This window comes from Corynebacterium sp. UMB8791 (assembly GCF_054166365.1).
On sequence record NZ_JBSZCG010000103.1, the window covers coordinates 210255 to 225564 of the forward strand.

Annotated in this window: 15 protein-coding genes; 6 read left to right on the forward strand and 9 right to left on the reverse strand. The window is 63.8% G+C overall.

The window, feature by feature from the left end:
* The first annotated feature begins 8 nt into the window (after positions 1-8).
* Together ACXIUA_RS03840 and ACXIUA_RS03845 are read left to right on the forward strand one after the other, a co-directional pair.
* On the forward strand, positions 9-1169 hold the full coding sequence (locus ACXIUA_RS03840; protein ID WP_070362990.1) for a bifunctional 2-methylcitrate synthase/citrate synthase: 1161 nt from the start codon (positions 9-11) through the stop codon (positions 1167-1169).
* A 195-nt stretch (positions 1170-1364) separates the two neighbouring features.
* Positions 1365-4814 (forward strand): pyruvate carboxylase, encoded by a 3450-nt coding sequence (locus ACXIUA_RS03845; protein WP_457976156.1) that lies wholly within the window; start codon positions 1365-1367, stop codon positions 4812-4814.
* Positions 4815-4831: 17 nt separating this feature from the next.
* Here the strand turns inward: ACXIUA_RS03845 and ACXIUA_RS03850 are convergent, their stop codons facing one another.
* Positions 4832-5329, reverse strand: coding sequence for a GNAT family N-acetyltransferase (locus tag ACXIUA_RS03850; RefSeq protein ID WP_070975880.1), 498 nt, complete (start codon positions 5327-5329; stop codon positions 4832-4834).
* A 64-nt stretch (positions 5330-5393) separates the two neighbouring features.
* Here ACXIUA_RS03850 and ACXIUA_RS03855 point away from each other — a divergent pair, with 64 nt between their 5' ends.
* Positions 5394-6296, forward strand: coding sequence for a hypothetical protein (locus ACXIUA_RS03855; protein ID WP_457976157.1), 903 nt, complete (start codon positions 5394-5396; stop codon positions 6294-6296).
* Here ACXIUA_RS03855 and ACXIUA_RS03860 read toward each other — a convergent pair.
* From ACXIUA_RS03860 to ACXIUA_RS03870, 3 genes are all read right to left on the reverse strand, one after another.
* Positions 6283-6768 carry an N-acetyltransferase family protein gene (locus ACXIUA_RS03860; protein WP_457976158.1) on the reverse strand — a complete coding sequence of 162 codons (486 nt, stop codon included), beginning with the start codon at positions 6766-6768 and terminating at the stop codon, positions 6283-6285. The two genes, ACXIUA_RS03855 and ACXIUA_RS03860, sit on opposite strands and share 14 nt — an antisense overlap.
* A gap of 3 nt (positions 6769-6771) precedes the next feature.
* On the reverse strand, positions 6772-8544 hold the full coding sequence (locus ACXIUA_RS03865; RefSeq protein ID WP_457976159.1) for an acetyl/propionyl/methylcrotonyl-CoA carboxylase subunit alpha: 1773 nt from the start codon (positions 8542-8544) through the stop codon (positions 6772-6774).
* 104 nt (positions 8545-8648) lie between these two features.
* Positions 8649-9515, reverse strand: a complete 867-nt coding sequence (locus ACXIUA_RS03870; protein ID WP_457976160.1) for a sulfurtransferase — start codon at positions 9513-9515, stop codon at positions 8649-8651.
* A 295-nt stretch (positions 9516-9810) separates the two neighbouring features.
* Between ACXIUA_RS03870 and ACXIUA_RS03875 the strand changes: the two genes are divergently transcribed.
* Positions 9811-10869: a Cj0069 family protein gene (locus ACXIUA_RS03875; protein WP_070975890.1), complete on the forward strand. Its 1059-nt coding sequence runs from the start codon at positions 9811-9813 to the stop codon at positions 10867-10869.
* 38 nt (positions 10870-10907) lie between these two features.
* Here ACXIUA_RS03875 and ACXIUA_RS03880 read toward each other — a convergent pair whose 3' ends face one another.
* The 5 genes from ACXIUA_RS03880 to ACXIUA_RS03900 form a co-directional block, all read right to left on the reverse strand.
* Positions 10908-11303 carry a DUF3151 domain-containing protein gene (locus ACXIUA_RS03880; protein WP_457976161.1) on the reverse strand — a complete coding sequence of 132 codons (396 nt, stop codon included), beginning with the start codon at positions 11301-11303 and terminating at the stop codon, positions 10908-10910.
* Between the two features lie 5 nt (positions 11304-11308).
* Complete coding sequence (locus ACXIUA_RS03885) at positions 11309-11902, reverse strand: Maf family protein (protein WP_284817647.1); 594 nt, start codon at positions 11900-11902, stop codon at positions 11309-11311.
* Between the two features lie 3 nt (positions 11903-11905).
* Positions 11906-12109 (reverse strand): acyl-CoA carboxylase subunit epsilon, encoded by a 204-nt coding sequence (locus tag ACXIUA_RS03890; RefSeq protein WP_070362979.1) that lies wholly within the window; start codon positions 12107-12109, stop codon positions 11906-11908.
* A 15-nt stretch (positions 12110-12124) separates the two neighbouring features.
* On the reverse strand, positions 12125-13651 hold the full coding sequence (locus tag ACXIUA_RS03895; protein WP_457976162.1) for an acyl-CoA carboxylase subunit beta: 1527 nt from the start codon (positions 13649-13651) through the stop codon (positions 12125-12127).
* Between the two features lie 105 nt (positions 13652-13756).
* On the reverse strand, positions 13757-14179 hold the full coding sequence (locus tag ACXIUA_RS03900; protein ID WP_288792129.1) for a DoxX family protein: 423 nt from the start codon (positions 14177-14179) through the stop codon (positions 13757-13759).
* Positions 14180-14210: 31 nt separating this feature from the next.
* Between ACXIUA_RS03900 and ACXIUA_RS03905 the strand changes: the two genes are divergently transcribed.
* Both ACXIUA_RS03905 and ACXIUA_RS03910 read left to right on the forward strand, forming a co-directional pair.
* Positions 14211-14933: a biotin--[acetyl-CoA-carboxylase] ligase gene (locus tag ACXIUA_RS03905; RefSeq protein ID WP_256020707.1), complete on the forward strand. Its 723-nt coding sequence runs from the start codon at positions 14211-14213 to the stop codon at positions 14931-14933.
* Between the two features lie 10 nt (positions 14934-14943).
* The coding region (locus ACXIUA_RS03910; protein WP_457976163.1) for a hypothetical protein at positions 14944-15310 on the forward strand (367 nt) is incomplete at its 3' end.

A 15310-nucleotide genomic window follows, 5' to 3' on the forward strand; every position in this document is an offset into this window, starting at 1 on the left:
TTCATCCCATGACCACTCAAGAAATCAAGAAGGGCCTCGCCGGCGTCGTTGCGGACTACACCGCAATCTCCAAGGTCAACCCTGAGACGAACTCCCTGCTGTACTACGGTTACCCGGTCCACGAGCTGGCAGAGCACTGCACCTTCGAAGAGGTTGCGTACCTGCTTTGGCACGGCGAGCTGCCTGACAAGTCGGGCGCGGAGGAGTTCCGCCTCGGATGTATGAACAACCGCGACATCGATGAGGAGCTCATCCAGGTCATTAACTACCTGCCGAAGGACTGCCACCCGATGGACGTGCTGCGCACCGCAGTGTCCTTCCTGGGCACCCGCGACGAGTACAAGTTCACCCCGGATGCTGACCACATCCGCAAGATCGGTACCGAGCTGCTGGCGAAGCTGCCGACCATCGTGGCCACCGACATTCGCCGCCGCCAGGGCAAGGGCTACATCGCCCCGAGCAAGGACAAGGGCTTCTCGGAGAACTTCCTCTGGATGGTCTTCGGCGACGAAGAAGGGTCCCCGGCAACCATCCCGTCGGATATCGAGGCATTCGAGAAGACCATGATTCTCTACGCGGAGCACTCCTTCAACGCCTCCACGTTCACCGCCCGCACGGTGACCTCGACGCAGTCCGACGCCTGGTCTGCGATCACCGCGGCGATCGGCGCACTGAAGGGCCCGCTGCACGGTGGCGCGAACGAGTTCGTCATGCACCACATGAAGGAAATCGACGACCCAGCAAACGCGGAGCAGTGGTGCCTGAACAAGCTGAAGAACAAGGAGCTCGTCATGGGCTTCGGCCACCGCGTGTACAAGAAGGGCGACTCGCGCGTGCCGACCATGGAGGCAGCGTTCAAGAAGCTCGCCGCGGAGCACAAGGACCAGGGCGCCGAGAAGTGGGTGGAAATCTACGACATCATGGCGAAGACGATGTACGAGAACACGTCCATCAACATCCGCCCGAACCTGGACTTCCCGTCCGGCCCGTCCTACTACATCCTGGGCTTTGACATCGAGTTCTTCACGCCGCTGTTCGTGATGAGCCGCATCACCGGCTGGACCGCGCACATCATTGAGCAGTACGAGAACAACTCGCTGATCCGCCCACTGTCCGCGTACAACGGCCCGGAGGAGCGTCACCTGGACGGCACCTACCAGCCGCAGTAAGCCAGAACGACGGGTGGTCTGCCTTTGGGGCGGACCATCCGTTTTGTTTGTTTTTATATGAGAGGCGTTGACCGCTGACCCCAACTTGGGGGGTAATCGCTATGGGAACAGATGCAATTGTGCATTTTCCCGTGGTGTGGCGCCAACCTGCGTTAGGATTGTCAGGCCAACCAAATAACATTCAAACTGTCACGTATGTCACAGTATGGAAGGATTGCATCGATGGAGCAGCTCCCCCTGAATGACCTCCCGGCATTCAAAAAGATCTTGGTAGCAAACCGTGGCGAAATCGCGGTTCGTGCCTTCCGCGCAGCATTTGAGACTGGCGCAAAAACTGTCGCGGTGTACCCGCGCGAGGACCGAAAGTCCTACCACCGACCGTTCGCCGACGAAGCCGTACGAATTGGTGTTGAGGGCCAGCCAGTCAAGGCGTACCTGGACATCGACGAAATTATCCGTGCGGCGAAAGAGACCGGCGCCGATGCAATTTACCCGGGCTATGGGTTCCTCTCGGAGCGCGCAGACCTTGCGCGCGCTTGCCGCGACAACGGCATTAAGTTCATCGGCCCAAGCCCAGAGGCGCTTGAGCTGACTGGTGACAAGGCGGCCGCTGTGCACGCTGCTGAGCGCGCCGGGCTGCCGACGTTGAAGGACTCCGAGCCGTCAACTGACCCGGCGGAGCTCGCCGAGATTGCGAAGGAATTCACCTTCCCGGTCTTCGTCAAGGCAGTCGCCGGTGGTGGTGGGCGCGGTATGCGCTTCATCGAGAAGATCGAAGATGTCGAGCGCCTCGCGGCAGAGGCATCCCGCGAGGCGGAGGCAGCGTTTGGCGACGGCCACGTGTACCTCGAGCGAGCGGTCATCCGCCCGCAGCACATTGAGGTGCAGATCATGGCGGACTCCTACGGCAACGTGGTGCACCTGTTTGAGCGCGACTGCTCGCTGCAGCGCCGTCACCAGAAGGTCGTCGAAATCGCTCCGGCACAGCACATCACGCAGGAACAGCGTGAGCGCATCTGCCAGGACGCGGTGAACTTCTGTAAGGAGATCAACTACGAGGGCGCCGGTACCGTCGAGTTCCTCGTTGATGAGCAGGGCAACCACGTCTTCATTGAGATGAACCCGCGTGTCCAGGTGGAGCACACCGTCACCGAGGAAATCACCGGCGTGGACATCGTGAAGAACCAGATGTACATCGCTGCGGGCGCGAAGCTCGAGGACGTGCACCTGACCCAGGACCTCATCGAGATGAACGGTGCGGCGCTGCAGTGCCGCATCACCACGGAGGACCCGAACAACGGATTCCGTCCGGACTCCGGCGTGATCACCGGCTACAGCTCCCCGGGTGGCGCGGGTGTGCGTCTCGACGGCTCCGCAAACGTCGGTACCGAGATCACCCCGAACTTCGACTCCCTGCTTGTGAAGATGACGTGCCGTGGCCGTAACTTCCAGGTCGCCGTCGACCGCGCACTACGCGCGCTCAATGAGTTCACCGTCACCGGTGTCTCCACCAATATTGGCTTCCTGCGCGCGCTGCTGTCCGACGAGGACTTCCGCTTCAAGCGCATCAACACCGGCTTTATCAACGATCACCCGTTCTTGCTTGAGGCTCCTGCCGCGGCTGACGATGCAGGCAAGATCCTCGACTACCTGGCGAACGTGACCGTCAATAAGCCAAACGGCCCACGCCCGACCTCGATTCGTCCTTCGAAGAAACTGCCGGAGTTCGACTACGGCGACCTGCCACGCGGCTCCCGCGACGACCTGCTGGAGCTCGGCCCGACGAAGTGGGCGGAAAAGATCCGCAACCAGACAGCGCTTGGCGTGACCGAGACGACGTTCCGCGATGCGCACCAGTCGCTGCTGGCAACCCGCATCCGTACGAACACGCTGGTCGCTGCGGCGAAGCACGTCGGCCACATGACGCCACAGCTCGCCTCTGTGGAGGCGTGGGGCGGCGCCACCTACGACGTGGGCATGCGCTTCCTGCACGAGTCTCCGTGGATGCGTCTCGACGCCCTGCGTGAAGCCATCCCGAACGTGAATATCCAGATGCTGTTGCGCGGCCGCAACACCGTGGGCTACACGCCGTACCCAGATTCGGTGACGAAGGCGTTCGTGAACGAAGCGGCGTCGTCAGGCATTGACATCTTCCGCATCTTCGATGCACTCAACGACGTCTCCCAGATGCGCCCCGCCATCGAGGCCGTCCTGGAAACCAACACCACCGTCGCCGAGGTCGCGATGGCGTACTCAGGCAACCTGCTCGACCCCGCCGAGGACATCTACACGCTGGACTACTACCTGCGTCTGGCCGAAGAGATTGTCGACGCCGGCGCGCACGTCCTGGCGATCAAGGATATGGCCGGCCTGATGCGTCCGGGCGCTGCCGCGAAACTGGTCAAGGCGCTGCGCGAGCGCTTCGACCTGCCTGTCCACGTGCACACCCACGACACGGCTGGCGGCCAGCTGGCGACCTACCTGGCGGCCGCAAATGCTGGCGCGGACATTGTGGACGTGGCGTCGGCACCGCTGGCGGGTACTACCTCGCAGCCGTCGCTGTCCGCACTCGTTGCTGCGTTCGCGAACACCGAGCGTGACACCGGCATTGACCTACAGGCTGTCAGCGACCTCGAGCCGTACTGGGAGGCCGTGCGCCAGGTCTACGCTCCGTTTGAATCTGGTATTCCTGGCCCGACTGGTCGCGTGTACAAGCACGAAATCCCGGGCGGTCAGCTTTCCAACCTGCGTACGCAGGCGAAGGCGCTGGGCCTGGGCAACCGCTTCGAGCTCATCGAGGACTACTATGCCGCGGTGAACGAGATCCTCGGTCGCCCGACGAAGGTCACGCCGTCGTCGAAGGTTGTCGGTGACCTTGCGCTGCACCTGGTGGGTGCGGGCGTGGACCCGAAGGACTTCGCGGAGAACCCGCGCAAGTACGACATCCCTGAGTCCGTCATCGGCTTCCTGCAGGGTGAGCTGGGTACGCCTCCAGGTGGCTGGCCGCTGCTGCGCGACAAGGCGCTCGAGGACCGCCAGGAAGTCGACCACACGGTGGACGTGCCGGAAGAGCTCGCTGGTGACCTTGATTCCGAGGAGCACGTGACTCGCCGTGCTGCGCTGGACCAGCTGCTGTTCCCGAAGCAGTACAAGGAGTTCCTGGAGCACCGCCGCACCTACGGCATCACGGACCACCTGTCGGACCGCACTTTCTTCTACGGCCTCGTTGAGGGCGAGGAGACGATGATCTGGTATGGCGAGCTCGAGGATCACCTGCCGCCGCTCGTGGTCAACCTTGACGCCGTGGGCGAGCCCGATGAGAAGGGCATGCGCCAGGTCATCTTGACGGTGAACGGCCAGATCCGCCCGATGCAGGTCAGGGACGAGAACGCCGAGTCCACAGTCGCCGAGGTGGAGAAGGCTGATCCGTCGCAGGAAGGCCACGTTGCGGCACCGTTCGCTGGTGTGGTGAACGTGACCGTCAAGCCTGGCGACGAGGTCAAGGCCGGCGACCAGGTTGCTTCTATCGAAGCGATGAAGATGGAGGCCGCGATCTCCGCGACGAAGGACGGCACAATTGAGCGAGTCGCCTTCACGCAGGCAACCAAGGTGGAGGGCGGCGACCTGGTCGTCGTGATCTCCTAAAGGGTTTTTCGCCGCAGTTAGCCGACGTTGCAGTCAAACACCATGACATTGGCATCGTCGGCAACCGTGGTGAAGCCGAACTGCTCGTAACGGTGGCGCGCACGCTCGTTGTCTGGATCAACCCAGAGAGCGACGCGGGGCGCGCCTTGTTGCGCTGCAAGCTCAATGACTGCGCGTAGCAGTTTCGAGCCGAGCCGGTGGCCTGCGAAGCGGCGTTCCACCGCGATGGCGAGCTCCGGCACGTCGGGTCCAAGGTTTGCGTGGCCTGCATCTGGGTCATCCCAGTAGCGCAGCCACACCCCGCCAGCGGGGGTGCGGAACTCATCGCAGGCGATAATGCCGCCGTCGCGCTCCGGGTCCCAGTGGTCCACGTAGTCGGTCACCCCGAGGCGCTCCTCGTGTCCGACGGGCGCGGTTTCATCGCCGAATACGTCCGCAAGAAAGTTCAGGCGCTGCAGGTACATGCGGTCTGATTCGGTGGCTTGGCGTAGAGTAAACGACTTGTTTTGTGTCATGGTGCCACTGTAACGCGACTACTACGGATAGGCGCAGCCAGGGCCGTGCGGTACCCTGTGGCCTATGCGAGGAGGAACTGCACGCGGCATCGGGGCCGTCACTGTGGCGTTGACCCTTGGCATCTCGCACGGGGCTGCGGTCGCGGCGCCGGTGGTGCAGCAAGGCGGCTTGATTGTTGTTGGCAGCAACGTGAAATGCACCGTCGCGATGAATGACAAAAACCAGGGCGTGAGCTACACCAGCGCCCACTGTGGGAGCAACGGGGACCGTGTCACCGTCAAGGGGGCCGAAGGCCTCACCGGAACGTTTATCCCCTCGCCGCTGTACCGCGATGAGGAGGACTACACCGCGAACGACTGGGCCATGGTGGTCTGGGACGACGGCGTGGCCCTCGGCCCGAACTGGCTCAGCGGAGACACCCTTATTTCCCCAGGCACGACGCTGACCTCGAAGGACCGCGTGTGTACATACGGCGGTGTGACGAAGGCGAAGCGCTGCGGTTCGTTCGCTGCGCGCCTCGGCAACACGGTGTTCAGCACGCTCCCAGATGGCCAGGCAGGCGACTCCGGTGCACCCGTGTGGGTCGAAGGCAAAGGAGTGATCGGGCCGTACTCGGGCGTGAGCAACATCTCCTCATCGTCGGGTGTGCGCGGGCTTTCCCGTGCGGTTCACCCGGAAGACGGCCGCGACTACGGCACCGATGAGGAAATCGAGGTGCTCAAGCGCTGGTTCCATATCGACGGCCCCGTGGTGCACACCGCCGAGCGCCCAGTAGAAACGGCCGCGAACGCAGGGGCGCAGTTGGGTAAGCGCCTCGACTCGCTGTCCTCCGAGGATGACTCCGCAGTGCGCGGTGTGTTGCCAGTCGTGCTGGCAATCGTGTTGGGCGTACTCGTCGCCGCGGCACCCGACATCGTCTCCATCGTCGAGTCGTGGCGCTCAATCGCAGCCGCTAGAGGTCAATAACCATCGTGCCCGGGTGTGGGGCATCGGTAACATCCCGGAAGCCGAATTTCTCGTAGACGTGTCGCGCTTTGGGGTTGTCGGCGTCGACAGATAAAGCGAGCTGTCGCGCACCCTTGTCGCGCGCGAGCTCGCAAGCCTGCTCAATCATCGTGCGTGAAAGGCCCTTGCCCTGCGCGCGGGCCTCAATCGCGATGGCGAACTCGGGGATATCCGGCCCAAGGTTAGCCCACCCAACGGCGGAGGCATCCTCCCAGAACCGCAGCCAGATCGCCCCGGCCGGTACGCCGAGGGCGTCGTAGACGATGACGCCGCCGTCGCGCTCCGGATCCCAGTCCCCGATGTAGCCTGCGGCGTAGGTGGGGTAGTCACTGAACAGTTCGCTCGATTCATCACCGTGCGCCTCGGCGAGGAAGTAAATGCGCTCGAGGTACGTGCGGTCGGACTCGGTGGCTCGGCGGAAACGAAAGCCCATGGGCTACTTCAACTCCATGAGCGTTGCGCCCTTGGCCGCTTGAGCGCCCTGCTCGGCGGCCAGGCCCGTCACGACGCCATCCTTGTGCGCCTTGACCGGGTTTTCCATCTTCATCGCCTCGAGCACGACGAGGACGTCGCCCTCAGCGACGGTGTCGCCCTCTGCCACGTTGACCTTGATTAAAGTTCCCTGCATCGGCGCCGTCACGGCGTCGCCGGATGCGGCGGTCTTCGCGGCCGATGCGCGGCGCTTCTTCGGCTTACGGGCAGGGCCCGCGCCGGGCACGAGTGCGGAAGGCAGGGCTACCTCGATGCGGCGGCCGTCAACCTCCACGGCAAACACCTGCTTATCGACGCCTGCTTCGCCCTCCACAACTTCACCATCAGCTGCGGTGACGGCTGGCATCTCGCCGTCCCAGGCCTCTTCGATCCAGCGAGTGTAGACGTCGAACGAGGTGCCGTCGCCGATAAAGGCGTCGTGCTCGACCATTGCGCGGTGGAAGGGGATCACGGTCGGGATGCCCTCGACGACGTATTCCGCAAGCGCGCGGCGGGCACGATTCAGCGCTTCCTCGCGCGTTGCGCCGTACACGATCAGCTTGGCCAGCATCGAGTCAAACTGACCGTTAATCGCCGAACCTTCGCGCACGCCGGAGTCCACGCGCACGCCGGGCCCGGCTGGCTCGCGATAGACGTTGATCGGGCCAGGAGAAGGCATGAAGTTGATGGTTGGGTCCTCGCCGTTGATGCGGAACTCAAATGCGTGCCCGCGCGGCGTTGGGGTCTCCGTGATGCTGAGCTGCTCGCCACGGGCGATACGGAACTGCTCGCGTACCAAGTCCAGGTCGGTGGTCAGCTCAGTGACCGGGTGCTCTACCTGGAGGCGCGTGTTGACTTCCAAGAAAGACACCAGGCCGTCAGCGCCAACCAGGTACTCTACGGTGCCTGCGCCCGAGTAGCCGGCTTCCTTACAGATCGCCTCGGCGGAGCGCTCAATGCGCTCGCGCTGCTCATCGGTGAGGAACGGTGCAGGGGCTTCCTCGATAAGCTTCTGGAAGCGGCGCTGCAGCGAGCAGTCGCGGGTACCCACGACCACGACGTTGCCGTGCTGGTCCGCGAGCACCTGCGCCTCAACGTGGCGAGCCTTATCCAGGTAGCGCTCCACGAAGCACTCGCCGCGGCCGAAAGCGGCAATGGCCTCACGGGTCGCGGACTCGAACAGCTCCGGGATTTCTTCCCGCGTATGTGCGACCTTCATACCGCGTCCGCCACCGCCGTAGGCGGCCTTAATCGCGATCGGGAGGCCGTGCTCATCTGCGAACGCAAGGACTTCCTGTTCGTCTGCGACCGGATGTTTCGTGCCGGGGGCCATCGGGGCGTCGACAGCTTCGGCGATCGCACGGGCCGCCACCTTGTCACCCAGCGTGGCGATAGCCTCGGGGGAAGGGCCGATCCAGGTCAAACCGGCGTCGATAACTTTCTGTGCGAATTCAGCGTTTTCGGCGAGGAAACCGTAGCCGGGGTGAACGGCGTCCGCGCCCGAATCCGCCGCCACTTTGAGCAGCTTCGCCATGTCCAGATAGGTCTCTGCGGCGGTTTCCCCGCCGAGGGCGAACGCTTCATCGGCAAGGGAAACATATGGTGCGGCCGCGTCGCTGTCTGCGTACACCGCAACGGACGCGATGCCTTCATCCTGGGCAGCACGAATGATGCGCACCGCGATCTCGCCGCGGTTTGCAACCAACACCTTGGTCACTTGCTGATTGTGAATAGGCACAAAAAATCCCGTCTTTCTCAAAGAGTCTGAGCTTTGCCGAAATATATCGGATTTTGCCACCCTATGTTACAACCCAGCGGGATGGGCAGCGAACCTTTCCTATCTTAGCGTTCGCCGCGCTCCACTGGCACACGCACCATGTTTCCCCACTCCGCCCACGAGCCGTCGTACAGGGAAACCAACTCGAAGCCGAGCACGTGCTTCAGCACGAACCAGGTATGGGCCGCGCTTTCGCCGAGCTGGCAGTAGACCACAGTCGGTGCAGCTGGGTCGAAGTCTTTATAGACGTGCGCAATGTCATCCCTGCCCTTGAGGCGCGCGTTCGGGAACACGGAGTTGCCCCACGGCACGTTCACTGCGCCGGGGATGTGCCCGTGGCGCAGAGTATCGACGCCACCATCCTGTGCGGCCGCCTCTGTTCCTGCGTAATGCTCGGGCGAGCGGGCGTCGATAAGCTGGGCGGGTGTTTCCTGCAGCAGCTCGGATGCGAAGGTGCGAAGCGGTGCGTCCTGGCGCTCGACTACCGGGTACTCAGTGCGTGGATACTCCGGCACCGCGAAGGAGGTATCGCGCTCTTCGCCCATCCAGGCGTCGCGGCCGCCGTCGAGGATGCGCACATCCGGGTGACCGAACAGCTCAAAGACCCACGCTGTGTAGGCGGCCCACCAGTTGGAGCGGTCGCCGTAGATCACCACGGTATCGTCGCGGGAGATGCCGCGCGCGCTCATGAGTTCTGCGAAAGCCTCGCCGTCGATAAAGTCGCGCTGCACAGGATCATTGAGGTCGTTGTGCCAATCGATCCGGACGGCGCCTGGGATGTGCCCAATGTCGTAGAGGAAGGCGTCCTCGTCGCTTTCGACCACCCGCAGACCCGGCATGCCCAAGCGTGCAGAAAGCCACGCGGCTGACACGAATCGTTCCGGATGTGCGTAGTTCGCAAACTGCGAGTGATCGTCGAGTTCGATGCCCACGGTGGGTTAACCTCCAATAGCAATGGCCAATAACACAGAGCGAAGTTACTTACTGCCCCTCACCCTACATGTCAAGGAAAATAGGTGACGCAAAATTCCGCAAAAACGGGTCCAGTGTGCGCGGTGTCACTCGCGTGCGCAGGGTGTATTCACGGGGGTTATACGCGGTGTGAACTTGGGCACGTTTTCCCAGGCGAGTGCGGAAAAATTCATCCTGCCAAATAAAGTTACTAATTGGAACATACAGACACCCGTTTCCACCCACAAGGTGGGACAATGACTAGAAAGGTGCCCCATGCATAAAGCTATCGTCGTATTCGAGGTCGAGGGCGGCTCGGATAAGTATTTCGACGGACACCGGAAAGACACCATGCCGATCGTCAACGCGATCAAGGCTATGGGATGGCACGCCGAAGTTGTCTTCTACCGCCCCGAGTGGAAAGACGCGATCTACACCTACGTCTCCGAGAACTTTGACGGCTACATCTCCCGCGTGAACCCAGGCAACATCCCTGGCGGCGAGAAGGGCTACTTCGACCTGCTCACCAGCCTCTCCGTTGCGGGCCTGGTCGGCATGTCTACGCCGGGCGAGATGATGGCCTACGGCGCGAAGGACGCCCTGGTGAAGCTGAAGGACACCGACCTCGTCCCGTCCGACACCGCCGCGTACTACGACGTCGAGACGTTCCACGAGACCTTCCCGACGTCCCTGTCCTACGGCGAGCGCGTGCTGAAGCAGAACCGTGGCTCAACTGGTGAAGGCATCTGGCGCGTCCGTATCGCTGACGAGGACCTCGCGGCCTCCGTCGAGCCGGGCACCGCGCTGCCGCTGGACACCAAGATCCGCTGCACCGAGGCCGTCGACAACCACACCGAGACGCGCGAGCTCGGCGAGTTCATGACCTTCTGCAACCAGTACATCGTTGGCGACAACGGCATGCTGGTGGACATGCGCTTCATGCCACGCATCGTCGAGGGCGAGATCCGCATTCTGCTCGTCGGACCGCACCCGGTGTTCGTTGTGCATAAGAAGCCAGCAGAGGGCGGCGACAACTTCTCCGCGACCCTGTTCTCCGGCGCAACGTACACCTACGACAAGCCAGAGGCATGGCAGGAGCTCATCGACATGTTCGCTGAGGCCCGCCCGGTCATCGCCGAGAACCTCGGCGGCGACAACATCCCGCTCGTTTGGACCGCGGACTTCATGCTGGCCGACGGCGAGAACGGCGAGGACACCTACGTGCTCGGCGAGATCAACTGCTCCTGCGTTGGCTTTACCTCCGAGCTCGACATGGGCATCCAGGAGCTCGTTGCGCAGGAGGCAATCAAGCGCGTTGAGGCGAAGTTCGCCTAGTCGCGTTTAGCCATACGAGCCATGGCGCCGCCCGGGGTTTAGAGCAGCGTAGTTACGCTGTCCGGGTCGGCATCGGAAAGCATCTGGCGGCAGCGGTCGTACTCGGCGTCGTCGCCAATTGCTTTGGAGGCCAGGGCGAGCATCGCGATAGCCTTGAGCACCGGCACGTTCGCCTCGTGTGAGGCCGGAACCGGGCCCCAGCCCTTCCAGCCGTTGGCGCGCAGCCGGTCGAGTGAGCGGTGGTATCCGGTGCGGGCGTACGCGTAGGCGACGATCGTGTCGCCGTCTGCCAGCTCGCGCTCGGCGCGGGCGGCCCACACGGCGGGGGAGTCAGGGTGTGTGACGGCGGTGGCGTCGGCGAGCAGATCGCAGCCGGTGGCTGGGTCTTCTGGGAGGTGGATCGGGTCAGGGGCAAGCATGTCGTTGAACTTCATGCCGACTAGGATACCCAGAACTCCGACGCGTCCAGTCCGAAGTGATAGAGGCAGCGCCGCAGCAGCGGCATCGACAAGCCGATGACGCTGGTTGGGTCGCCGTCAATGGAGTCAATAAACCAGGAGCCGAGTGCCTCTAGCGTGAACGCGCCCGCGCACTGCAAAGGCTGACCGGAGCTGGCGTAGGCCACGATGTCGGCGTCGCTCGCCTCGCCGAAGCGGATGGTGGTGCGCACGGTGTCCGTGACCCACTCGCCGTTGTAGGCGACGGCGTGGCCGGTGAGCAGCTCTGCGGTCTTGCCGCGCTGTGCTCGCCACCGCTCGATCGTGGCCTCAACGGTGTGCGGCTTGCCTAGCAGCTGACCGTCCAGGAGCAGCATGGAATCGCAGCCGACCACGACGTCATCCGGGAACTCGCCGGCGACGGTCTCGGCCTTCGCGCGGGCGAGGGCGGCGACGGTGTGCGCTGGTGGGGCGTCGGCAAGCGAGGCGATCACCGCATCCTCGTCGATGTTGGCGGGCCGAAGCACAGGCTTGACGCCACCCTGCTCGAGCAGCATTCGGCGCGACGGCGACTGCGAGGCGAGAACAATCCGCATGGCTTAGGAGTACGTCGAAGGGGAGAACGCGAGCGGGTTAAACAGCGTCGGCGCATGCACCGGCGAAGGCGCTACGCCCCACAGGTTGCGCTGCCCGCGCTTCGCGGCCTGGGCCTGCTGCTGCAGTTGCTCCAGCACGAGGCGTAGCGCCTCGACCTCCTCGGGGGAGGGGTTGCCTTTCACAACGTCGAAGGGGAGGGAAGACATACGTTCCTTTCGTGGTTACAGCGGCAGGTTGCCGTGCTTCTTCTGCGGCGGATAGACAACCTTGCGCTCCAGCAGGCGCAGGCCCTCCACGACCTGGGCGCGGGTGTCGCTAGGTGCGATGACGGCGTCGACAAGGCCGCGCTCGGTAGCGACGTAGGGGTTGAGGTTTTCTTCCTCGTACGCCTGCGTATCGACGCCCAACGCCTCAGCAGCCGTCGGTGCGTCAGCCAGCGCGATCTGCGCGGTCGGCCACGCGAAGACAAGGTCAGCGCCCAGGCCCTTCGAGCCGAGCACCGAGTAGGCGGTGCCGAGCGCCTTGCGTGTGATCACCGTGATGGTGCCGACCTGGGCCTCAGCGAAGGCGTACGCCAGCGTGGACGCAGCGGACAGGGCGCCCGCCTGCTCCTCTTCGACGGTCGGGACGAAGCCTGGGCAGTCCACGATGTGCAGCAGTGGCAGGTTGAAGGCGTCGCAGGTGCGGATGAAGCGCGCGGCCTTTCGGGCTGCGTCGGCGCTCAGGCAGCCGGCGAGCACGCTTGGCTGCGTGGCCACGATGCCGAGCGCCCGACCGTCAATATGTGCGAAGCCGGTGACGACGTTGTCGGCGTGGGCGCCGCCGAGCTCGTAGAAGTCGCCGTCGGTGATCGTCTCGATGACGGTGGTGATGTCGTACGCCTGGGCGTCCTCGTCGGGAACCAGGGAATCAAGCACGCTGGCGTCAGCGCCCTCTGCGGCGTCAGCCACGGGAGCAGCCGCGCGGTTGTTCAGCGGCAGGTAGCTCATGAGCTTGCGCACCTCGTCGACAGCCTGCTCATCGGTGCTGACGCGGATGTTGGCCACACCAGTGGTCGCGGCGTGGACGTCGGCGCCGCCGAGCTGCTCCGCGGTCACCTCGCTGCCAGCGACCTTGGAAGCCACATCGGTCGCAGCTAGGTGCAGGCTCGCGCCGTCGACCATGATGCGCATATCGGCCAGTGGGACGGTGGTGGCAGCAAGCGTGGCCACCTCACCGGCAACCACGGCGATCTGCGGCACCAGGCCAGAAGCCTGCGTCGCGGCACGCAGGATCTTCGCCTGCATATGCGCCGTGACGACGCCCTCCTGCCAGCGCGGGCCGAGCGAGTCGTAGAACCCGATCACCGGCACGCCAGTCTTTGCGGCCAGCTCGTAGACTTTGAGGATCTTCTCGGCGTACACCTCGCCGATACCGCCGTCGAAAATGGTGGCATCCTGGGAGAACACGCAGACGCGGCGGCCGTCGATGAGGCCATAGCCGGCCACGACACCATCCGTCGACGGCTTGGTGCGGTCCATCTTGTACGCCTCGACGCGGTGGCGTGCCAGCGCGTCGACCTCCACGAAGGAGCCCGCGTCCAGCAAACGCTCGACACGCTCACGCGCGGTCAGGTCCCCGGCCTCGTGGACCGCGTCGATCGCGTCCTGGCCAAGCGGCGCCTGGGCCTCGTCAAGCCGGTTGCGCAGATCTTGGATGCGGCCTGCAGTCGTCGACATGTCAGGTTTGGAAGAAGATTTATCGCCCATATCGCCTCAGTCTAACTAGCACGGAAAGAAAACCACATTATAAATCGCGCGGCGGGGCCCTTATGTTTCAGGTGCCAGGACGCTAACACGGCACGGGCAACGCGCTTAGCGCATGCTCGGGTCCTTGAAAATGCTCCACGCAGCTGAGATTAGCGGCAGCTGCAGCGGAAGTCGACCGATGCTGATCACCTGCTTTTGCCACGGCTTGTTGCGCCACTGGCGGGCCATCTCGAAGTTCGCAGGCCACACGGCCAGCAAGAGCGCTGCTGCGAAGCCACCACCGAGTTTGCGCAGCTTCGGCGCACGTTTCTGGTGTCCCGCATGTGACGCCGGGCCAAGCTTGGGCGCGGCCAGCAGCACAGCAGCTGCCAACTCCGCGGCGCCGGACGCGTAGGTGTACGTCCGGGCCTCACCTGGGAGGGCCTCGGGAACGATGGAGTCGAAAGGTTCTGGTTTGATGAAGTGCAGGATGCCGGCCACCCCGAACGTCGGGATGAGTGCCTTGCGGAGGAAACGTTGAATCGTCATGGGTCCAACAGTAGCGCTAGATTAGGTCAACATGAATGCTGAAGAACTGAGCAGGCTCCAGCGGGGCGTCGAAAAGTACTGGCCGGTGGTGCGCTGGGTGGAAACCACCGGGTCGACGAACGACGATCTCCTCAACAAAGGCGAGCCGGGCACCGTGCTCATCGCGGGGGAGCAGACGGCGTCGCGCGGGCGACTCGGCCGCAAGTGGGTCAGTCCGAAGGGTGCGCAGCTGGCGATGAGCATGGTGCTGCGCATCGACGACAACCCGCCACCGTTCGGGCTGCTGTCAATCGCGCCAGGCGTCGCGGTGACCGACGTCGTGCCACAGGCCCAGCTCAAATGGCCGAACGACGTGCAGATCGGCGGGAAGAAGCTCGCCGGGATTCTCTCCGGACTGGCGGACGGCCGCGTGGTCGTCGGCATCGGCATCAACGTGAACTTCGAGCGCGAGCAGCTGCCCATCCCCACCGCGACTGCGCTGAACCTTGAGGGGATCGACGTCGACTTCGTGGACTTCACCACGCAGGTACTGTGCGCGATGGGTGAGCGTTTCGCGCAGTGGCAGCAGCGCGACCCGCAGCTGCTCGCCGACTACCGTAAGGTGTGCAGCACGATTGGGCAGCACGTGCGCATTGAGCTGCATGACGGCGAGGTGATTGGCACCGTCGATGGCGTCAACGACGAGGGCGAAGTGATCATCGACGGCACGGCGTACAGCGTCGGAGATGTGCACCACCTCCGGCCGAAACAGTAGGATCTGTGCCGTGCAACAGTCGCGGGTGAAGTTTCAGCTGGCAGAGGGCGAGACCGTCCTCGCCGACACGAACCCGCCGTTAACGAGCCTCATTTTCCCGTTGCTCGAGCTCATCGTGATCACCGGGATCGCCTGGATTGCCATCGGCTGGATGGACGTCACCCCGTTTGTGAACCCCCAGGCGCACAACATCGTGGTTGCGGTGTGGGCGCTGCTGTCGGTGTGGCGCTTCGTGTTGCCGGTGGTTCGCCACCGCCGCCAGCGTTTCCTGCTCACCGACCGCCGCATCCTCGCCCGCTCGGCGCGCGGTGCGGTCGACTCCATCCCGCTGCGCCAGATTCATTCTTTTCGACGCCAGCGCGGCGGGCTGTCCATCG